Here is a 21,323-nt window from a genome sequence, read left to right on the forward strand (position 1 = left end):
AGCATAAAGACCCGCCGCCCATGTTCCGCCTCTCCCTGAAAATGACCGGCCGCGACTGGCGCGCCGGGCAACTGCGTTTCCTGCTCGTCGCGCTGATCGTGGCCGTGGCGGCCCTGTCGGCCGTCGGCTTCTTCGTCGACCGCCTGCGCGCGGGCCTGAACCGCGACGCGCACCAGCTGCTGGGGGCCGACCTCGTCATCAACGCCGACCAGCCCGTCAATGCGGCCTGGCGCGCCGAAGCGCAGAGGCGCGGTTTTATCCTGGCCGACACGGTGACGTTTCCCAGCATGGCGCAGGCGGGCGAGGGCGAGCAGTCGATCTCGCAGCTGGCGTCCATCAAGGCCGTCTCGCCCGGCTACCCGCAGCGGGGCAAGCTGAAAATCACCACCAAACCGAGCGAAGCGCAGGATGCCGTGGGCCAGCCGACAGATCAGGTGCCGGCGCCCGGCACGCTGTGGGTCGATGCGGCGATACTTTCCAGCCTGAACGCGAAGCTGGGCGACACCCTGACCCTGGGCGACAAGGCGTTCACCGTCACGCAGCTGATCGCCAGCGAACCGGACCGCGGCGCATCGTTTTTGAACTTCGCCCCCCGCGTGATGCTGCCCTTGAGCGACCTGGCCGCCACGGCGCTGGTGCAGAACGGCTCGCGCGTGTCGTACCGGCTGCTGCTGTCGGCGCCGCCCGCCAAGGCGGCCGAGCTTGCGCAATATCAAGCCTGGCTGGAAAGCCAGATCAAGGCGCAGTCCATCAAAGGCGTGCGCATCGAATCGCTGGAGTCGGGCAGCCCGCAGATGCAGTCGACCTTGGACCGCGCCGACCGTTTCCTGTCGCTCGTCGGCCTGCTGTCGGCCATGCTGGCGGCCGTCGCCGTGGCGATGGCGGCGCGCCGCTTCATGCTGCGCCACCTCGATGCCTGCGCCATGCTGCGCTGCCTGGGCCTGACGCAAAACCAGGTGACGGCCATGTACGTGATCGAATTCCTGCTCGTCGGCCTGGTGGGCAGCGTGATCGGCGTGCTGGTGGGCTTCGGCGGCCACCTGGTGCTGCTGGAGCTGTTGGGCAAGCTGGTGCAGAGCGACTTGCCACCCGTGTCCCTGCTGCCCGCGCTGCAGGGCGTGGCCACCGGCATGCTGCTCTTGCTGGGCTTTGCCCTGCCGCCGATTTTGCAGTTGCGCAATGTCCCCCATAACCGCGTGATCCGCCGCGAACAGGAACCGCCGCAGGCGCTGGCCCTGGCCACCTACGGGCTCGGCATCGCCGCCTTCGTCGTGCTGCTGTTGTGGCAGGCGGGCGACGTGAAACTGGCCTTGCTGACGGCGGCCGGTTTCCTCGGCGGCTTCGGCCTGTTCGCCCTGGCCGGCTGGCTGGGCATCAAGTCGCTGAAAACCCTGCGCGGCGCCTTCAAGCACCAGGGCTGGCGCTTCGCCGTCACGTCCTTGCAGCGCCGGCCGGGCGCCACCGTCATCCAGGTGGTGTCGCTGGCCCTGGGCCTGATGGCCTTGCTGCTGCTGACGGTGGTGCGCGGCGACCTGATGGTGGCCTGGCGCAACGCCACGCCGCCCGATGCGCCGAACCGCTTCATGATCAATATCCTGCCCGAGCAGAAAGACCCGATCGCCGCGCGCCTGGCGCAGGCCGGCGTGGCCAATGCGCCCTTGTATCCGATGATACGGGGCCGGCTGGTGGCCGTGAACGGCAACGCCATCACGGAAAGCACGTACGAGGATGACCGCGCCAAGGGCCTGGCCGACCGCGAATTCAATCTGTCGACGATGGCCGCCATGCAGGAAGAAAACAAGCTCGTGGCCGGCAAGTGGTTCAGCGACAAGCCCGGCGCGCCGGCGGAGGCGTCGGTGGAAGAGGGCATCGCCAAGACCTTGAAGCTGAAACTGGGCGACAAGCTGCGTTTCGACATCGCCGGTCAGCCCGTGGAAGCCGCGATCACGAGTTTGCGCAAGCTGGAATGGGGCTCGATGCGCGTCAATTTCTTTGTCATCATCAATCCGGCCGCCATGGCGGACACGCCGCAGACGTGGATCACGGCGTTTCACCTGCCGCCCGCGCAGGCGGACCTGGGCAACGCCCTGCTGCGCGAGTATCCGAACCTGACGGTGGTCGACGTGGGCGGCGTGCTGAAACAGATACAGGGCGTGCTGGACCAGGTGGTGACGGCCGTCGAATTCCTGTTTGCCTTTACCCTGGCCTCGGGCTTGCTGGTGCTGTATGCGGCCTTGATGGGTTCGCAGGACGAGCGCACGCGCGAAGCGGGCCTGCTGCGCGCCCTGGGCGCCACGCGGCGCCAGCTGGCCCAGGCGCAGCTGATCGAGTTTTCCCTCGTCGGCGCGCTGGCCGGCCTGCTGGCCGCCTCGGGCGCGGCCGCCATGGGCTGGGCCCTGGCCACGTACCAGTTCAAGTTCGCCTGGAGCTTCGCACCGGGCGTGTGGGCCTTCGGCCTGCTGGCCGGCGCCCTGTGCGCCATCGCCGGAGGCTGGCTGGGTTTGCGCAATGTCCTGAAACATCCGCCGCTACAGACCTTACGGGAAGGCTAAACACTGACGCTGTCGCCCGCGCCCGCGCGTAGAAATTGCGCGTAGGACATGACCGGCTGCCCCAGCTGGTGCGCCGGCACGTCGAACAGGGCCCAGAAATACGTCACGCGGCCCAGGCAGATGGTGGGGGCGGCGCAATAGCGGAACCAGTTTTCGCCGATGTGCGCCGCATACATGCCGTCGCTGTCGGCGTCGGAAAAGTACGGGATCACGCGCATTTCCAGCAGGGCCAGCAGCAGCGACCCCGGTGCGTCGCTGTCGCGCGCCATTTCGTACTGCGTGTGCAGGCTGCGCTCCGTCTCGATGATCATCAGCTTGGCATGGCCGTCGCGCGTGAAGAACAGGATGCCGCTGGGATTGGGAAAGATATAGAACTCGACGAAGCCGTGACGCTTGCACAGCTCGTGCACCACGGCGGCCAGCGCCTCGTCTTGCAGGAAACTGTAGTCGTGCAGCATCAGCAGGTCGCGCACGGTCTCCGTTTGCTGCAGGAAGAATTCGCCTTGCAGGCTGACGATTTCCTGTTCCAGGATGTCGAGCGCATCGTCGTCGCTCTTCTTGATGTAGCGGTCGATCAAGCCCCGGTTGAAGGCCGTCACGGCCACCTTTTCGTCGGCCGCGCCCGTAAATAAAATCTTCTTGCACGGCAAGTCGCGCACGGCCTGGCAAAATTCCAGGCCATTCATCTGCGGCATCGAGTAATCGACCACCAGCACGGAGGGCACGGCAAAGCGCTGCGCCTGGCCGCTGATGCGCCAGATGCGTTCGATGTCGAGCGCCACGTTGCACTGGTCGGGCGGCAGGTTTTGCGTGTCGAAGTTGACGTGCAGCGGCGTTTCGCCCGGCTGCGTGCTGTGGCGCAGCCAGTGCAGCGCGCTGCTGGTGTCGTGGAACGTCTTGCGCGCCAGGCCGGGATCGAGCTGGAACGCCAGGCTTTTCAGGAAGGAATCGCTGTCGTCGATCAATACGGTCAGGGTCGGATGGGTGTAGACGGGCAGTTGCATGCGTCACCTCGCGCGGTGGATGGATGGAAAACGGCTGTGCCTGGTGCTGGCGTGTGTCTGCGGAAACTCCAGCACGAAGATGGCATACGCGCCTTCGCGCGCGACGCAACTGATGCGCGCATGCCAGGCTTGCATGATTTGCCGGCACAGGGCCAGGCCGATGCCGCTGCCGTTGTGCGAGGGATAGGAATAGAAACGGTCGAAGATCAGCGGCAACCGGCTGGCCGCGATGCCGCAGCCCGTATCGATGAACAGCAGGCGCGGCACGGGCCGCGCGCCATCGATGACGATGCGCACGCGGCCCTTGCCGGCGCGCTGGATGCCTTTCAAGGCATTGCGCAGCAAGTTCAGCAGGATGACCACGCACAGTTCGGACTGGCCGGAAAAGCTGAAGTCGGCGCGCACGTCGACCTTGACGATGTCGCGCTGCGCCGTGCTGGTAAACGGGTAGCGGCGCAGGACGGCCGTCACGCTGTCGTGCATGGCGACCGTCTCGTTCGCTTCGAGCTTGCGGTTGACGGCGCTGGCGCTGAGCAGGAACAGATCGATCATGTGGTGCATATGGCGCACTTCGAAGCGGATGCGCGCCAGCGCGTCCAGGCTGTCCGCATCGGGCGGCTGGCCTTGCGGGTTTTTCTGCGTCCCTTGCTGCGCCCCTTGCTGCTCCCCATGCTGCCCCCTTTGCTGCAGCCCCCGTTGCAGCCCGCGCACGTTCGCCTCGACGCTGACGAGGGGCGTGCGCAATTCGTGCGCCACGCTGCCCAGCCCGGCAGCCAGTCCGGCCAGCTTTTCCTGCGCACCCACATGGCGCCCCACCTTGACGACGGACAGCACGGCAATCGTGAACCAGTGCACGGGCAATTGCTGCAAGACGTCGCGGCTGAGCAAAAAGGCGGGATCGCCGGCCACGGCAAACGCCAGGCAGGCCAGCACGGTGCCGCTCAGATAGGCGAGGACGGCGATGCGCGTATCGAAGTGAAACAGCACGATCAGCGCCACCAGCAGCGAATGTACCCACAGCGCCGAAGCGTGGTTCATCAGGAACATATACGTGAAGAAAAACGGCAGTTCGAAGGTCAGCCCCAGGAACAGGTAGACGCTGAACCAGGTGTTGCTGACGCGGTCAGGCCATAGCGCGGGCAGGAACAGCAGCGCCGCCACGGTGCGCAGCAGCAGCGATTCGTATTCTTGCGGAAAGAAATAATGCCATAGCGCGTAGTACAGGGGCATGCCCAGCGCACCGATGAGCGCCAGGGCGCGCACCTGGGCGCGCCGCACGGGCGTGTGTTCGATGGCGTCGTGGAAATGCAGGAAAGGCTGGAGCAGCTTGCCTTGCCACCGTATTCCGGAAGGGGACTGCGCATGCATCATGGTCAGGGGGCGTGTTCGTTGAGGCGTGTCAATACAACATCATCGGCGGGTTCCCGCCCTATCAGCAGAATATCGGCATAACTGTTGAGCTGTATCAATCTCTTGCCGGATGGCTCGCGCATGTTGGACGCGGTAGTTCCCACCGCAACCAATCAGGAGTCCCTATGTCACACGCCATTTCCCCCTGTCGTCCCGCGCCATCCACGCCGAGCAGCTGATGCCTGCCTTCGTGCGCGCGCGCATGGATGAGCACTACGTCGAGCGCGTCGAGAAGCTGCTTGGCGGCGAACACCTGCACGAATGGCAAGCTGTGCCGGCAGGTGCCGTGATGCTCGCTGGCAATGACTATCTGAACATCGCCGGCGAGGCGGCCCTGCTGGCGGCCCAGGCGCGCGTCTTGCAGGACGGCGGCGCCATGCTGATGTCGTCCGTGTTCCTGCAGGAGGGCAGCCGCCAGCACCGGCTCGAACGCAAGCTGGCGGATTTTCTCGGCAGCGAAGCGTGCGTGCTGGCGCAGTCGGGCTGGGCCGCCAATGTGGGCTTGCTGCAAAGCCTGGCCGGGCCCGGCATCCCCGTGTACCTGGACATGCAGGCGCACGCTTCGCTGTGGGAGGGCGTGCAATCGGCGCAAGCCGTGCCCGTCGCCTTCCTGCACAACGATGGCGCCCACCTGCAGCGCCAGCTCGACAAGCACGGCCCCGGCATCATCGTCGTCGATGCGCTGTACAGCACCAACGGCAGCGTGGCGCCCTTGCTGGACATGGTGGAAATCGCCGAGCGCAGCGGCAGCATGCTGATCGTCGACGAGTCGCACTCGCTGGGCACGCACGGGCCGCAGGGCGCGGGCCTGGTGGTGGAGCTGGGCCTGGCCGGGCGCGTGCATTTCCGCACGGCGTCGCTGGCCAAGGCGTTCGCGGGCCGGGCGGGGCTGATTACCTGTTCGGCCCGCTTCAAGGGTTACTTTTTGTCCGCCTCGCGGCCCGCCATCTTCAGTTCCTGCCTGCTGGAACACGAGCTGGCCTGGTTCGATGCGGCGCTCGATTTCATCCGCGCCGCCGACGCCCGCCGCGCCGCCCTGCGCCGCCACAGCGTGCAGCTGCGCCAGGGCTTGATGGATCTCGGCTACAACGTCAGCGACGGCACCGAGCAGATCATTGCGCTGGAAGCGGGCAGCGAACCCGATACCTTGCTCCTGCGCAAGGCGCTGGAGCGGCACGGCATCTACGGCGCCGTCTTCTGTGCGCCGGCCACGCCGAAGAACCGTTCGCTGGTGCGCCTGACCCTGAACGCGGGCCTGCGCGAGGACGAATGCGCAAGGGTGCTGGCCGCCTGCGCCGCCATCCGCGACGAGACGGGCATGGCGCGCTGGCCATCGACGCGGCGCCTGCGCAAGCTGGCGCTGGTGTAGCGCGCGTCAGCCGTTGGCGGGCTGCTTGCCGGCGATCGTTCCCAGCAGCATGGACAGGGGCGCCAGCTGGTCCGCGCTGGCGGTGCCCAGCAATTCCTGGCCCAGCGCCTGCGCCGTCGTATTCGCGTGCGCCAGCAATGCCAGTCCCGCCTCGGTGATGGCGGCATAGCCGACGCGCGCATCGCGTTGGTCGGCCTGGCGCGCCACCAGGCCGATCTTTTCCAGCGGCATCAGCGAGCGCGTGATGCCGGACGCCGTCAGCGCCAGGCGCTCGGCCAGGTCGATGCGGCGCAGGCGCCCGCCGGGCGCCCGCTGCAAGTGGTACAGCAATTGGTAATCGCTGAAACTCAGGCCATGCAGATTGCCCAGGATGCTGTCGAAGCGGCGCACGATGAGCGCCTGGGCGCGCGCCAGGCGCAGGCAAAAGTCCAGCGCGCTGGCGCCGTCCGGCGGCGGGGAAGGGTGATCGGTCATGGTTTTCCTTGTGTTGGCTGCGCAGTGCTTGAGTGCGCAAGTGTAAAGCATGGCCGCTCAATACAGGGATTGCCCTTGTTCCAGCAGTTGCGCCCGGTGCAGGGCCAGCAGGGCGGCCAGCTCGGCGTCCGCATCGAAGGCGGGATCGTCGGATTGATCGACGGTGTCAATGATGTCGAAGCGGAAAGCCGCCGCACCGTCGCGCCGCCAGTCCGCCTGCAGGCGGGCGTTGCGGTGCGTGCCCAGCGTGAGTTCGAAGCGGTGGCGGTTCAGCGTGCCGGGCGCGTTGCGGCTGCGTTCGAGCAGGGTGCATCCGCTGGGCAGGTGGCGCAGCGCGAGGATGCCCAGCGCGGGCGCTTGTTGCCGGTAAGCTGCTTTCAAGGCTGCTTGCTGTGTTTTATCCATGTTGTGACTTCCTTAAGCTTGGGTGACGTAATCGGTGGTTGCGATGTGGGCAATATCCGTGAACAGGGCGGCGGCGATGGCGGCCGCCAGCAGCAGGGCGCCGCCGCCGCAGAACAGCTCGCCTACGCTCAGGTGGCGCAGCAGCGCGCCCGTGGCTGCCGCCGACAGGGGCGCCAGTCCCAGGAAGATGCCCATGAACAGCGCCATCGCCCGGCCCAGCATGGCGGGCGCCACGCGCCGCTGTATCCACGTAAAGATGGCCACCTGCACATAGCCGGACAGCAGACCCGTGACGGCCAGCAAGGCCGCGCCCTGCCAGGCCGTGCTGATCTGTCCCAGCGCCATCAGCAGGCAGCCCACGACGGCGTCGACGAGCAGCAAGGTGGCGCCGAAATGGCGGCGCAGCCAGGCGCCGCCCAGGCTGGAGGACAGCATGCCGGCCAAGGTGCCGGCGCCGTGCGCGCCCATCAGCAAGCCCAGCGCCGCGGCGCCGTGCAGGCGCTCGCTGGCCAGCACGGGCAAGGCCACTTGCAGCGGCCCCATGACGAAGAAGGCTACAACTGCCCAGTAGGCATAACAGCTGCGCAGAGGCAAGTCGCGCCACACCATGGCCAGGCCCGCCGCCATATCGCGCCACATGCCTTGCGGCGCGGCAGCCGCAGCCAGGGGCCGCAGCCTGACTTGGCGCAAGGTCCAGGCGGAAAACACAAACGTCAGCGCATCGATGGCAAACGCGGCGGCCAGTGCCGCCATGGAGGTGTGCTGCCCGCCATCGTGGGCGCCCAGCACGAGCGCTGCCAGCAGGGGACCGGCCAGCAGGGACAGTTGGCGCACACCCATCTGCAAGCCATTGGCTTTCTGCAACGATGCTGCCGGCACGGCTTGCGGCAGGATGGCCGTGCCGGCCGGGATGCCGAAGGCGGATGCGATGCCCAGTGCCAGCGCGGCCGCATACGCGAGCGCCAGGCTGGCCTGGTCCAGCCACAGCAGTCCCGCCAGTACCAGCAGGATGGCGGCGTTCGCATATTTGCTGATCAGCAGTACGCGCCGGGGCGAGTAGCGGTCGGCGATGGTGCCGCCCAGCAAGATGAGCACGGCGCGCGGGGCGCCCATCAGGGCCACGGCGAGGCCGAGGCTGAGGCTATCGCCCGTCAGGATCAGTACGAGCCAGGGCAGGGCCAGCAGGCTGAACTGGTCGCCCAGCATGGAAACGAGGCCGCCGCCCAGCAGCCAGCGGAAGTTGGTATTGCGCAGCAAATCAGTGTCTGTGGCGGTTGGCATGTTCGTCTTGTCCATGTTTAAAAATTGCATAGTAGTTGATAAAAGCTTGAGTGGTCAAGTATATTGCTGTTTATTGCGGCAGGGAGCGCTGGTGCTGCATGGCGCGCCGATGCTTGCGCTATCATGGCGGCCATGACTGATACCACTGCCCCCACCCTGTACGAGACCATCGGCGGCGCCCCCGTGCTGCGCGAAATGGTCGACCGTTTTTATGACCTGATGGAACTCGAAGCCGAGTTCGCCGGCATCCGCGTCATGCATCCGCCCTCGACGGACGGTTCGCGCGACAAGCTGTATTTCTTCCTGACGGGCTGGATGGGCGGGCCGGATTTGTACATCGAGAAATTCGGCCACCCGCGCCTGCGCGCCCGTCATTTGCCGTATGCCATCGGCACCAGCGAGCGCGACCAGTGGCTGCGCGCCATGGCCTGGGCCATGGAAGACACGGGCATCGAAGAATCCTTGCGCGTGCGCCTGATGGAATCGTTCTATCAGACGGCCGACTGGATGCGCAACAAACCTGACTGACACCCATGAGTCCTATCGAGTTCTACAGCCTGCTGGGCGCCGCCATCGCCGCCATCGCCTTGTTGCTCTTGCTGCTGCTGCGCCCCGTGGCGCGGCCGGCGATGGCGCCACCACCCTGGCGCTGGTGCAGCAGCACCAGCAGCAAAGCCTGGAACGCATCGACCGGGTCGAGCGCGAAGTGCGGCTGCAATTGCAGGCATCGGCGCAAGCGACGCGGCAAGACCTGGCGGCCGGCCTGGCGCAATTCCAGGCGGCGACCCTGCAGCAGCTCGACAGCCTGCGCACGCAGATGCAGGCGCAGGGCAAGGTCGGGCGCGAGGAGCAGGCGCAAAGCCTGGCGCGCTTTGCCGAAAGTACCAACCAGACCCTGGCCCAGCTGACGGAATCGAATGCGCAGCGCATGCTGGAAGTGCGCGCCACCCTGGAAAACAAGATCCGCGACTTGCAGGCCGACAATGGCGCGCGCCTGGAAGAAATGCGCAAGACGGTCGACGAGAAACTGCACGCCACCCTGGAAACGCGGCTTTCCGCCTCGTTCCAGCAAGTGTCGGAGCGGCTGGAAAAGGTCCACCAGGGACTCGGCGAAATGCAGCAGCTGGCGCTCGGTGTGGGCGACCTGAAGCGGGTGCTCACCAACGTCAAGACGCGGGGAACGTGGGGCGAGGTGCAGCTGGAAATGCTGCTGGAGCAGGTACTCACTGTCGACCAGTATGCGAAGAACGTGGAAACGGTGCCTGGGACCGGCGCGCGCGTGGAGTTCGCCTTGAAGTTGCCGGGCATGGTCGAGGGCGGCGCGCCCGTGTGGATGCCCATCGACGCGAAATTCCCCAAGGAACAATACGAACGCCTGGTCGAGGCAGCCGAGCGGGCCGATGCGGAAGGCGTGGCCCTGGCCGGCCGCGAGCTGGAGCGGGCCGTGCGGGGCGAGGCGAAAACCATCGCCGAGAAATACCTGGCGCCGCCGCAGACCACCGACTTTGCCATCCTCTTCCTGCCCACGGAAGGCCTGTATGCGGAAGTGCTGCGCCGCCCGGGACTGGCCGACGAATTGCAGCGCGTACACCGGGTCAGCATCGCCGGGCCATCCACCCTGACGGCCTTGCTCAACAGTCTGCAGATGGGTTTCCGCACCCTGGCACTGGAAAAGCGCTCGTCCGAAGTGTGGCAGGTGCTGGGCGCCGTGAAGACGGAATTCGGCAAGTTCGGCGACGTGCTGTCGCAAACCCGGCTGACCCTGGAAAAGGCGGCGAAGAATATCGAAAGCGCGGAAGTGCGCAGCCGGCAGATGGCGCGCAAATTGAAATCCGTGGAAGCCTTGCCGGGCGAGGCGGCTGCCTTGCTGCTGGGTAAGGCGGACGGCGAATAGCGCCGTCCTGTTCGCCGCAGCGGCCGGCTAGGCCTGTTGTTCCTCGTCCATCTGGCGCCTGACGATGGCAGCGGTGATGCTGCCGGGCGCATCGAGCTCGCGCTGCGCCAGCGTGCGCATGGCGTCATTCGCCAGGCCGGCCAGCAAGGCGGCGCACAGCGCGCCGGCCTCGGCGGCCTGTCCCTGGCCGCGCAGTACGGCAGCGGCGATCCGCACGTCTGTCACCAGATTCATCAACTCCGCCGCCAGGCGCGGTGCCGTGCCCGGCGCAGGAAGCAGGGGCTGGCTGGCGGCCAGGGCATTGACGGTATCGAGGTGTGCCAGCGGGGCGGGGCTGCGGTAGCGCTCCGCCAGCGCAAAATTGCCCACTTCGACGACGGCTGGCAGCGCTTGCCAGGCGTACTGGCGCGCCAGTTCCGGGGCGCTGGCGTCCAGCTTGGCGAACAGGTCGGCGGTGGAATGGAGATCGCCCAGCGTCTCGTTCATTTCGGCGATGAGAGAAAAACGCGATGTGCGGCCGAACGCGTTGCTTGCCGGCGGCACGCTACTGTCGTGGCGTCCGAAATCGTGCTCGCCTGACAGCAGCAGCCGTATTTGCGCGTCACGCTCCACCTGCAGGGCGGTGTACGCCGGCGCGTGGGCCTCGGCCAAAAACTTCCACTCCAGCATGGGGATGAAATGGCTCGACCTTGCCGGATTCACGACTCGTCCGGCGTCGGCGAACAGCTGTTGCAGCAGCTGCAGCGCCTCCGCATGCCGGCCTTCCCTGCGTAGCGCAGTCATGCGTGTCAAACGGCTATCGATGTCGGGCATGGCGGTCCTTGTCTGGAATACATCATAGTAACAAGTCCGCATCCGGCTGGCTACGTCTCAGGCGGCATGCTTGCCGGCCCGGTGTTTTCTGGCGCCGAAGGCCGTCAGCGCCAGGCCCGCCAGCAGCATGGCCCAGGTTTGCGGTTCCGGCACGGCCGGCAGGACTGTCGGGCCGGTGGGAGGCAGGGTCGGCAGGATCACGGTGGGCGGTACGATGATGCTGCTGCCCTGGTCTGGCGGCCTGCCGCCACCACCTCCGCCGCCGCCCGTGCCGGCCGGCGGGCCGATGTCGCTGACGGTACGCACATAATCGAAGGGCAGGAAAGGAATGCTGGCCACCTCGGGCGGCATGGCGCCGCCCGTGAACGAGCCGCCGCGCAAGGCGTCGGGATTGTCGATCACGGGCACGCCCGCCGCTTCCGGAGAGGCGGGTGCGGCACCGCCGGGAGCGGCAGCACCGGCCGCCGGCGGCGCCGACGCGGGCGCCTGCGTGATGCGGCTGACGTTGCGGCAGATCGTCGGCACGAGGATGCACTGGCCCTGCACGCAATACACGAGTCCCCGTTCCTGCATCTGTTCGCTCCAGCCCGCGCGCGTGACGTTGCGGCAAACGCGGCCCGGGCCGAAATGCATCTCGCTGATGCGCGCGTTGTAATTGCCCTTGCCGCGGATGGCGTCGCGGCTGATCACCACGATCTCGTCGTACTGGCGCGCGCGCATGCGCTCCTTCAATTGTTCGCGCACCTGCGGCGCGATATCCGTATAGCGGTCCACTGCCGCGACCACATCGCCCATGAACGGATCGACGCCGGGACGGTTCCAGCTGCAGTTGTCGAGCACGTCGGCGCGGGCCACGCCTTTCGCGCTGGCGGGCAGGGGCGCCAGGGACAACATGCCGAATATGACTGCCGCACCCAGCATGCAGGTGCCCGCTATCCATGGGCCGTGTTTCATTGGTAGTTTCCTCGTGAAAACAATATCAAAATTGAACTTTTCTGTGTAAGTTCGAATGTTATCACCGAAGAAACTTCAATATCAACTAATAAATAAAATTATTACAATTAGTGTTGTGTTTATTGATTTGTTTTGATGGGAAAAGATTAATTTTTTTATCTCGATGGGCGAACGGCTGCCGCACAGGGTGAAATTGATTGCGAAGGGGAAATGCAAACGGCCCGCGCAGGGCGGGCCGTGGTGGTGCTTGAGGAAGGCTGTTGAGTAAGCTGGCGCTTCAGCGCCGATCGCCTGTCGCGCTAGAAAGTGCCAGCGCAGGCAGGTGCGTCGAAGCGGGGATAGCCGATGGCCGGCAACTTGTGCAGCCAGGCGAGCACCACTGTGCGTACACCTTGTGCATCGTGCTGCTGGGCGCCACGCTGCAGATCCGCGGCGAGCGTGGCCAGCTCGGTGCAGATGGGCTGCTTGCCAGCCTGCGCGGCCAGCAGCGATGCCAGCAGTTCCGGCAGTACGTCCGCCTCCGGCGCCGCCTGGCGCTTGGCGCGATAGTGTTGCCAGTAGCGCTCGGCGGCATCGCCATCAAAGCTGGGGACGAAACCGAACGTGGCGTCGTCGTGGTGCAAGCGGTACACGGTGGGAAAATAATGCGGACCCGTCAGCTCGCCTGGAAACAGGTCGCGCCGCAGGACGTCGATGGCCAGCGATCCGTCGCGCTCCACGCGCACGGGACTGGGCGAATCGAACTGGTCCACGCTCACCATGGCGGGCGAGTTGCCTTGCATGAAGATGATCTTTTGCGTGTAATGGCGCCCGCCCAAGTGGCCGCACAGGGCCACATAGCTGTCGTTGAGGACGGTGACGGCCGCAATCGCGCCGCAGCCCGGCTGCAAGGGCGTGTTTTCCTGCCACGCAAGACTTTGATCGGCGTCGCGCACGATGCTGATGCGGCCCACGGTGGCGCCATGCAAGTCGCCCGGCGCCATTTCGATGCGCTCGTCGAAGCGCACTGTGTAGCCATTGCTGTGGACTCCGCCAGCGTACGCCGCCATGCCCTGCAGCAGGGCCAGCGTCAGAAGTAGATGTTTCATCAGGTCAACCCATGGAACAGCACGACGTCGACGAGGTCGCCGGCCGTCACGTTGCCTTGCGCCTCATGCAGCACGATCATGCAATTGGCTTGCGTCATCGAGCGCAGGATGCCCGAGCCTTGCGCGCCCGTCACGCGCACGTGCTGGTGCCCGTCCGCGCCCCGCTCGACGATGCCGCGCTGGTATTCCGTGCGGCCCCGCTTCTTGCGGATCGGTGCCTGCGCCGCCACCTGCAGCAGGGGCAGGCTGGCCGTGTCCGCGTCGGCGCCCATCAGGCGCAGCAGGGTGGGGCGGGCGAGGAAATAAAACGCCGCCATCACGGCCACGGGGTTGCCGGGCAGGCCCAGCAGCAAGGCCGTGTCGCCCTCGCTGGCAATCCGGCCAAAGGCCATGGGGCGGCCCGGGCGCATGTTGATTTGCCAGAAGGCCACGTCGCCCAGGCGCGCGAGGATGGCGCGCGTAAAATCGGCCGCGCCGCTGGAGACGCCGCCCGAGGTGATGATGACGTCAGCCTTGGCGCAGGCGCCGCGCAGGGCCGCTTCCAGCGCCTGCGGATTATCCTTGACGATGCCCATGTCGAGCACGTCGCAGCCGAGGCGGGTCAGCATGCCCAGCAGGGTGTAGCGGTTGCTGTCGTAGATGCAGCCCGCGGCCAGCGGTTCGCCGATCGAGCGCAACTCGTCGCCGGTGGAAAAGAAGGCCACGCGCAGGCGGCGGCGCACGGGCACCGTGGCGATGCCCAGCGAGGCCAGCAGCCCCAGCTCGGCCGGGCCCAGGTGCTTGCCCTGCAGCAAGGCCGGCTTGCCCTGCATCAAGTCTTCGCCCTTGAAACGGCGGTTGTCGCCGGATCGGATGCAGTCCGGCGCCAGCGTGATACTGGTTTCGCCCGCTTGCAGCACGAGTTCCTGCGGCACCACGCTGTCGCAGCCATCGGGCATGACGGCGCCCGTCATGATGCGCGCGCATTGCCCGCGCCCCACTTTGACGGTGCCGGGGCGGCCCGCCAGGATGGTGTCGACCACGGCCAACGTCACTGGCGCGTCGCCGCCCAGGTCAGCCCCGTGCAGCGCATAACCATCCATGGCGGAATTGTCGTGCGCGGGCACGCTGATGGGCGAGACGATGTCGGCCGCCAGCATGCGCTCGAGCGCTTGCGGCAGCGGCAATTCCTCGATCCCGGCCACGGGCGTGACGCTGTCGGCCAGGATGGCTTGCGCCAGCGGCACGGACAGGCCTTGTGCCTGCAGGGCGGCCAGCTGGTCCGGCGTATTGATGTTGCCAAACGCGCCGCCATCCTCGAACAGCACTTCGGCCAGCTTCAGGGGGCCGTGCCAGGTGCGCATGCGGCGCTCCCCGCCGCGCAGGTAGGCATCGAGCTGGGGCAGGGCCGATGTTTTCACCAGGCAAAAGACGGGATGGGGGCGGCGCACGGTCGATCCCGTCGCCGGATCAAGCTCTTCGGTGACGGCGATGGCCAGGTCGGCATTGTCCTGCGTCAAACCGGCAGCCAGGCGCGCTGCCAGGTCGGGCGGCAGCAGGGGCGAGTCGCACGGCACGGTCAGCAGGTAGGCCGTGCCGGCGTGCTGCATGCCGCTGTGCAAGCCGGCCAGCGGCCCCAGCTGGCCCGGCAGCGCGTCCGGCCACACGGGCACGCCGAAGCGTGCGTAATCGCCGGCATCGGCGTGGACGCTGATGGCCAGCTGGCCCACTTGCGGCGCCAGGCGCTGCAGCACGTGGCGCGCCAGGGGCTGGCCATGCAGGGGCAGCATGCCCTTGTCGCGCTGGCCCATGCGCGTGCCGAGGCCGCCGGCCAGGATCAGGCCGGTAATGTCGTGTGTATTGATCATGTCAGGGAGGAAAATGGGGGCATGCGCCATGGTAGCAGCGGCGGGCGGGCGCCGCGTCCGAATCAGCCGCCGATGTACGACATTTCCACTTTCTTTTACCGTGCTCAAGCGCGCCGCCCGTCAAATCCGTCTGGCTGGTGCGCAATTGCGAATAGCGGTCGCCGCGGCCGCGCCACAATTGCGCCACGGCCGAGGAAATTTCCGCGTCGCTATGGCCGCCGCGCAGCAGGCTGCGCAAGTCGTGGCCGCTGCTGGCGAACAGGCACGTGTACAGCTTGCCCTCGGTCGAGAGGCGGGCGCGGCTGCAGTCGGCGCAGAACGCTTGCGTGACGCTGGAAATGAGGCCGATTTCGCCGCCGCCATCGGCGTAGCGCCAGCGCGCCGCCGTCTCGCCCGTGTAGTTGGGGTCGATGGGCAGCAAGGGCATGTGTTCGCCGATACGGCGCACCACCTCGGCCGACGGGATGACTTCCTGCAAGTTCCAGCCGTTCGAGGCGCCCACGTCCATGTATTCGATGAAGCGCAGGATGTAGGGCGTGCCCTTGAAGTGGCGCGCCATGGGCACGATTTCCTGTTCGTTCATGCCGGCCTTGACGACCATGTTGATCTTGATCGGGCCCAAGCCCGCCGCGTGGGCGGCAGCTATGCCGTGCAGCACGTCGGCCACGGCGAAATCGACGTCGTTCATGCGCTTGAAGGTGGCGTCGTCGAGCGAGTCGAGCGAGACGGTGACGCGGTTCAGGCCCGCGTCCTTGAGTGCTTGCGCCTTTCTGGCGAGCAAGGAACCGTTGGTCGTCAGGGTCAGGTCCAGCGGCTGGCCCGACGGCGTGCGCAGTGCGGCCAGCATGGCGATGAGTTTTTCGATATTCTTGCGCAGCAGCGGCTCGCCGCCCGTCAGGCGGATCTTTTCCACGCCGTGCGCGACGAACAGGCGCGCCACGCGCGTGATTTCCTCGAACGACAGCAAATCCGTGTGCGGCAGATACACGTGGTTCTTGTCGAACACGTCCTTGGGCATGCAATACACGCAACGGAAATTGCAGCGGTCGGTAATCGAGATGCGCAGATCGTGCAGGGGCCGGCCCAGGCTGTCGGCCACGCTGCCGCTGGGGCTTTCCAGCCGGTCGGGTATCGCCGGTGCCCCATTGCGGGCCTCGGCGAGGTAGATAATCTTGTCAGCCATGAAAGGTGATACCGCTTACGTTAAGTCGTTCAAGGCAGATACGATAGCACGAGGCCGAAGATGGCACAGGCGAGCAGCAATTTGATGGTTCCCATTTGAAACCTGATCAGCGCCACGCCGGCCGCCAGCGCGATGACGATGGCCAGCCAGTCCCAGTGGGGCAGCGGATTTTCTTGCCAGAAGACATGGTGGCCAAAGAACAGGGCCAGGCTGGCGATGACGCCCACCACGGCCGCCGAGATGGCGCTCAGGGGCGCGCTCAGGCGCAAATTGCCGCGCGACGCTTCCACCATGGGTGCGCCGGCCAGGATGAAGATGAACGAGGGCAGGAAGGTAAACCAGCTGGCGACCAGCGCGCCGCACACGCCGGCCAGCCACAGGTTGCCGCCCAGCACGGCGTGGCTCCAGCCGCCGACAAAACCGATGAAGGCGACGATCATGATCAGGGGGCCGGGCGTCGTTTCGCCCAGGGCCAGGCCATCCATCATCTGCGCGCTCGTGATCCAGTGGTAGTGGTCGGCGGCGCCCTGCACCAGATAGGGCAGCACGGCATACGCGCCGCCGAACGTCAGCAGGGCCGCCTTGCTGAAAAACACGCCCATCTGCGCCAGCGGCTGGTCGGCCCCGCCCGCCAGCGCCAAACCCAGCCAGGCGAAGAAGGCCAGCGCCAGGCCCAGCGCGCAGGTGGCCAGCAGGCGCGGCCATTTGAGCTGCGCGTGCTGCGGCGTGGGCGTGTCGTCATCGATCAGGGCGGCACCATAGCGGGCCGCGCCGCCATGTTGCGTGCCGCCGGCTTGAAAATGGGTGGGTAGCCAGCGCCCGCCCGCCATGCCCAGCAGGGCGGCGGCGAGCACGATCAAGGGAAATGGCAGCCGTAGCACGGCGATGGCGACAAATGCCGCCGCCGCGATGGCCATCAGGGCGGGGCTGCGCAAGGTGCGCCGGCCCAGGCGCCAGGCGGCCGCCAGCACGATGGCGACGACGGCCGGCTTGATGCCGTACAGGATGCCGGCGATGGCGGCCACGTGGCCATACGCCATGTAGAGCCAGGACAGGGCGATCAGCACCAGCAGCGAGGGCAGCAGGAATAGCAGGCCCGCCACCAGGGCGCCGCGCGTGCGGTGCATCAGCCAGCCGATGTAGATGGCCAGCTGGGTCGCTTCCGGCCCCGGCAGCAGCATGCAGTAATTGAGGGCGTGCAGGAAGCGCTGCTCGGAAATCCAGCGCCGCTTTTCCACCAGTTCCGCATGCATCATGGCAATTTGCCCGGCCGGGCCGCCAAAGCTGATGCATCCCAGCTTGAGCCAGTACCAGAAGGCGCTGCGCAGGCTGACGGGGGCGGGACGGGGCAGGTTGGCGTTCTCGTGCATGGCGGCGGGCTGGCAAGAAGAGTGGACGTAAAAAAGGGGAAGCCTGAGCTCCCCTTTCATTATTGGCGGCTGGGCGAACCCGGCGCGCTTATGGACGTTGCGTGTTGACCTGGATCAACGGCTCATCCGATTGCGGCGGCAATGGCTTGCGTTCGCGCGGCTTGCGGACCGGAGCGACTGCCTTGGCGGCCGCTTCCTGCGCCAGGCGCAGTTTTTCCGGATCGGTGGCAGCCAGGGTCAGGCCGGCCGAACCAAGCACCGCGCTCAAGTCCAGCGGCGCCGCCGCTGGCGCGGCAGGTGCCGGGGCGGGAGCAGCGACCGGTGCAGGAGCAGCGACAGGTGCTGGCGCAGGAGCAACTTCGGCAACCACCGGGGCGGCTTCCGCCACGGCCGGTGCCGCTTCGGCGACTGGCGCTTCCTCAGTCACGACGACGGTTTCCACGACAGCCGTTTCCACGACCGGTGCCGCTTCGACGATGACTTCCGCTGGAGCAGGCGCTGGCGCAGGTGCCGGTGCGGCTTCCGCTTTCTCGGCAAAGCTGTACTCGGCAGCTGGTACCGGCTCGGCAGCGGCCGGTTCAGCTTGCGCTGCAGCAACGACGGCTTCCACAGGGGCTTCTGGCACGATCACTTCAGCAACTGGCGCGGCTGCAGCGGCAGGAGCGGCTACTTCGGCCTTGGCGATGTCCACCACCTTGGCCACTTCCACCACTTCGACCACTTCCACGACGGCAGCTTCCACCGGCGCAGCGACGGCGACGACCGCGGCGGCAGCCACGACGGCGACCGGAGCGGCATCAGCGGCAGCTTCCGGCGCCGGAGCGACTGTAAAGCTGATCACTGGCGCGTCCTGGCCTTCGTTTTCGCCATTTGCCGATTCGATCAGCTCGCCCGTTTCACGGTCGCGGCGGTTGCGGTTGCGGCCACCACGACGGCGGCGGCGGCGCGGTTCTTCGCCTTCCACGTCGTTTTCCGTCTCTTCGCCTTCAGGGCCGGCATTCGCCGGCGCTTTCAGCAAGCTCGTTGGTGCGGCGTCGGATTCGGGGCCGTTTGAGGCTACGACCACGTTGATGGCGCTGGCGCTGGCGCCAACCAATGCCAGTTCGTCAGCTTTCACTTCAGCAACAACCGCCTTGTCGGCGCGTGGTTCGCGGCCTTCGCGTGGCTGGCGTGGCGGACGTTCGGCACGTTCCGGACGCTCTGCGCGCTCGGGACGTTCCGCGCGTTCAGGACGTTCACCGCGTTCGCGTGGTGCCGCTGCCGTATCGCCGTTCTCGCGGGCTTCACGCGGTTCGCGTGGCGGACGCGGCGGGCGTGGCGGACGGGCCGCTTTTTCCAGTGCTTCCGCTTCTTTCGCCGCGTCGTCCTGGGCTGGGCGGCCCTGGCCTGGTTCGCGCTCTTCGCGGCCAGGCTTGCCGTTGCGGCCACGGCCACGCGGGCCACGGCTGTTGCGGTCGCCGCGGTCGGTGCCGGCCGGCTTGGCCGGTGCGACAGGGGCGGGCGCTGGCGCCACCGGTGCAGGGGCGCCGGTGAAGAAGCTGATGATCTTGGCGATCAGGCCTTGCGGTGCGGCAGGCGCGGCCACCGGAGCCGGTTTCGCTTCGACGGGCTTGCGCTCGACCAGCGGTGCCGGCTGGTCAGGCGTGATCGTCTTGACGACGGCTTCCTGGCGCGGCTTGGCTTCTTCCTTCTGACGCTTGCTGTACGCCATGTCGGTTTCAGCGCTTTCGGCCAGGTTGTAGCTGGCCTGGCTGTCTTCCAGACGCGGATCGTCGTGCTTGATGCGTTCGAGCTTGTAGTGCGGCGTTTCCAGATGCTTGTTCGGGATCAGGATCACGGCGATGCGGTGGCGGTTCTCGATCTTCAGCACTTCGCCGCGTTTTTCGTTCAGCAGGAAGGCGCCCACGTCCACGGGCACTTGCACGTGGATGGTGGCCGAGTTTTCCTTCATCGCTTCTTCCTGGATGATGCGCAGCACCTGCAGGGCGGACGATTCCGTGTCGCGGATGTGGCCGGTGCCGGAGCAGCGCGGGCACGTCACGTGCGAGCCTTCGGACAGCGAAGGGCGCAGGCGCTGGCGCGACAGTTCCATCAGGCCGAAGCGGGAAATCTTGCCCATTTGTACACGGGCACGGTCATGGTGCAGCGCATCTTTCAGGCGCTGTTCCACTTCGCGCTGGTTTTTTGCCACTTCCATGTCGATGAAGTCGATGACGATCAAGCCGCCCAGGTCGCGCAAACGCAGCTGGCGGGCCACTTCTTCGGCCGCTTCGCAGTTGGTGTTGAAGGCGGTCGTCTCGATGTCCGAGCCGCGCGTGGCGCGGGCCGAGTTGACGTCGACGGAGACCAGCGCTTCCGTGTGGTCGATGACGATGGCGCCGCCCGATGGCAGAGGCACGGTGCGGCTGTAGGCCGTTTCGATCTGGTGTTCGATCTGGAAGCGCGAGAACAGCGGCACGTCGTCGCTGTAGCGTTTTACGCGGTGCACCATGTCGGGCATCACGTGGCTCATGAACTGGTGCGCCTGGTCGTAGATCTCGTCGGTGTCGATCAGGATCTCGCCGATGTCGGGTTGGAAGTAGTCGCGGATGGCGCGGATGACGAGCGACGATTCCTGGTAGATCAGGAACGCGCCGTTGGCCGACTTGCCGGCGCCTTCGATGGCGCGCCACAGTTGCATCAGGTAATTCAAGTCCCACTGCAGTTCATCGACGTTGCGGCCGATGCCGGCGGTGCGGGCAATCACGGACATGCCAGCAGGCAAGTCCAGTTTATCCATGGTTTCGCGCAATTCCTGGCGCTCTTCCCCTTCCACGCGGCGCGATACGCCACCGCCACGCGGGTTGTTCGGCATCAATACCAGGTAACGGCCGGCCAGCGAGACGAACGAGGTCAGGGCGGCGCCCTTGTTGCCGCGCTCTTCCTTTTCCACCTGCACCATGATTTCCTGGCCTTCACGCAGCGCTTCCTTGACGGAGGCGTTACGTACGTCGACGCCTTCGCGGAAATACGTGCGGGCAACTTCCTTGAAAGGCAGGAAGCCGTGGCGGTCTTCGCCATAGCTGACGAAGCACGCTTCGAGCGATGGCTCGATGCGCGTGATCACGCCCTTGTAGATGTTGGATTTGCGCTGTTCGCGCCCGGCTGTCTCGATATCGATGTCGATCAGTTTTTGTCCGTCGACAATCGCTACGCGCAGTTCTTCTTGCTGCGTGGCATTAAACAACATGCGTTTCATTTTTATAACTCCGCGACCCGTAGGCCATCTCAAAGCCGCTTCCGGGGAAGCGGCGAAGTACAGGGATATATGCGAGAACGGGAGTGCTGGCGGGGGAAATGCCTTAGCGTGCGGAGCAACAACGCGTACGAGGTATACGTTACGGCCGCAACAGGCGCGGTGAGGTCAATCGTCATGCCGAGTGCACAGGACACTTGCAACTCATCTGAAACAGCCCGGATGAGAATGAACTGCATCGGGGGCAGAGAATGCAAGTGGTCAGCAAATTCAGAGCCAAAATCGTTAGCCGGCTCACTACAGGGATCGCGATGGCGAGGCTTGGCCTCAGCCTATCATCGACAACCCTCAGTATTTGGCCACATACGGGGTTTGGCGAAAACGGCAAGCGTTATCAACTTCATCAACCCGCGAGCCCGACTCGATAAGTCGCGCTAACGGGTA

Annotated in this window: 14 protein-coding genes and 2 pseudogenes; 4 read left to right on the forward strand and 12 right to left on the reverse strand. The window is 66.1% G+C overall.

The window, feature by feature from the left end:
• The first annotated feature begins 20 nt into the window (after positions 1–20).
• Positions 21–2,552, forward strand: coding sequence for an ABC transporter permease (locus ACRHIG_RS09590; RefSeq protein WP_489630032.1), 2,532 nt, complete (start codon positions 21–23; stop codon positions 2,550–2,552).
• Here the strand turns inward: ACRHIG_RS09590 and ACRHIG_RS09595 are convergent.
• Together ACRHIG_RS09595 and ACRHIG_RS09600 are read right to left on the reverse strand one after the other, a co-directional pair.
• Entirely contained in the window at positions 2,549–3,556 is a 1,008-nt protein-coding gene (locus tag ACRHIG_RS09595) for a response regulator (protein ID WP_475414582.1), read from the reverse strand. The genes ACRHIG_RS09590 and ACRHIG_RS09595 overlap by 4 nt on opposite strands.
• Before the next feature lie 3 nt (positions 3,557–3,559).
• Positions 3,560–4,927, reverse strand: coding sequence for a sensor histidine kinase (locus ACRHIG_RS09600; protein WP_489630033.1), 1,368 nt, complete (start codon positions 4,925–4,927; stop codon positions 3,560–3,562).
• A 199-nt stretch (positions 4,928–5,126) separates the two neighbouring features.
• On the opposite strand from ACRHIG_RS09600, the gene cqsA reads away from it, so the two are divergent.
• Entirely contained in the window at positions 5,127–6,335 is a 1,209-nt protein-coding gene (gene cqsA, locus ACRHIG_RS09605; protein ID WP_489630782.1) for an alpha-hydroxyketone-type quorum-sensing autoinducer synthase, read from the forward strand.
• Positions 6,336–6,341: 6 nt separating this feature from the next.
• Here the strand turns inward: cqsA and ACRHIG_RS09610 are convergent, their stop codons facing one another.
• From ACRHIG_RS09610 to ACRHIG_RS09620, 3 genes are read right to left on the reverse strand one after another with little or no spacing between them, the layout of a single operon-like run.
• Positions 6,342–6,809 (reverse strand): MarR family winged helix-turn-helix transcriptional regulator, encoded by a 468-nt coding sequence (locus ACRHIG_RS09610; RefSeq protein ID WP_489630034.1) that lies wholly within the window; start codon positions 6,807–6,809, stop codon positions 6,342–6,344.
• A gap of 57 nt (positions 6,810–6,866) precedes the next feature.
• Positions 6,867–7,214, reverse strand: a complete 348-nt coding sequence (locus tag ACRHIG_RS09615; RefSeq protein ID WP_475414578.1) for a GIY-YIG nuclease family protein — start codon at positions 7,212–7,214, stop codon at positions 6,867–6,869.
• Between the two features lie 12 nt (positions 7,215–7,226).
• Complete coding sequence (locus ACRHIG_RS09620) at positions 7,227–8,495, reverse strand: MFS transporter (protein WP_489630035.1); 1,269 nt, start codon at positions 8,493–8,495, stop codon at positions 7,227–7,229.
• A 132-nt stretch (positions 8,496–8,627) separates the two neighbouring features.
• On the opposite strand from ACRHIG_RS09620, the gene ACRHIG_RS09625 reads away from it, so the two are divergent.
• Both ACRHIG_RS09625 and ACRHIG_RS09630 read left to right on the forward strand, forming a co-directional pair.
• Positions 8,628–9,023 (forward strand): group II truncated hemoglobin, encoded by a 396-nt coding sequence (locus ACRHIG_RS09625; RefSeq protein ID WP_034785429.1) that lies wholly within the window; start codon positions 8,628–8,630, stop codon positions 9,021–9,023.
• A 5-nt stretch (positions 9,024–9,028) separates the two neighbouring features.
• Positions 9,029–10,389, forward strand: a pseudogene (locus ACRHIG_RS09630) (DNA recombination protein RmuC).
• Positions 10,390–10,416: 27 nt separating this feature from the next.
• Here ACRHIG_RS09630 and ACRHIG_RS09635 read toward each other — a convergent pair.
• From ACRHIG_RS09635 to ACRHIG_RS09665, 7 genes and pseudogenes are all read right to left on the reverse strand, one after another.
• A complete protein-coding gene (locus ACRHIG_RS09635) occupies positions 10,417–11,202 on the reverse strand; it encodes a hypothetical protein (protein WP_489630036.1) in 786 nt (261 codons plus the stop codon).
• Positions 11,203–11,259: 57 nt separating this feature from the next.
• Positions 11,260–12,156 carry an MHFG family PEP-CTERM protein gene (locus ACRHIG_RS09640; RefSeq protein ID WP_489630037.1) on the reverse strand — a complete coding sequence of 299 codons (897 nt, stop codon included), beginning with the start codon at positions 12,154–12,156 and terminating at the stop codon, positions 11,260–11,262.
• 299 nt (positions 12,157–12,455) lie between these two features.
• Positions 12,456–13,244 (reverse strand): hypothetical protein, encoded by a 789-nt coding sequence (locus tag ACRHIG_RS09645; protein WP_489630038.1) that lies wholly within the window; start codon positions 13,242–13,244, stop codon positions 12,456–12,458.
• Positions 13,244–15,091: a molybdopterin molybdotransferase MoeA gene (gene moeA / locus ACRHIG_RS09650; protein WP_489630039.1), complete on the reverse strand. Its 1,848-nt coding sequence runs from the start codon at positions 15,089–15,091 to the stop codon at positions 13,244–13,246. Before moeA ends, ACRHIG_RS09645 begins: the two co-directional genes overlap by 1 nt.
• 62 nt (positions 15,092–15,153) lie before the next feature.
• Positions 15,154–16,274, reverse strand: a pseudogene (gene moaA / locus ACRHIG_RS09655) (GTP 3',8-cyclase MoaA).
• Positions 16,275–16,303: 29 nt separating this feature from the next.
• A complete protein-coding gene (gene chrA / locus ACRHIG_RS09660) occupies positions 16,304–17,644 on the reverse strand; it encodes a chromate efflux transporter (RefSeq protein ID WP_489630040.1) in 1,341 nt (446 codons plus the stop codon).
• An 88-nt stretch (positions 17,645–17,732) separates the two neighbouring features.
• Positions 17,733–20,882, reverse strand: coding sequence for an Rne/Rng family ribonuclease (locus ACRHIG_RS09665; protein ID WP_489630041.1), 3,150 nt, complete (start codon positions 20,880–20,882; stop codon positions 17,733–17,735).
• Positions 20,883–21,323: the final 441 nt, after the last annotated feature.

The sequence above is a fragment of the Janthinobacterium sp. C22 genome, assembly GCF_057919405.1.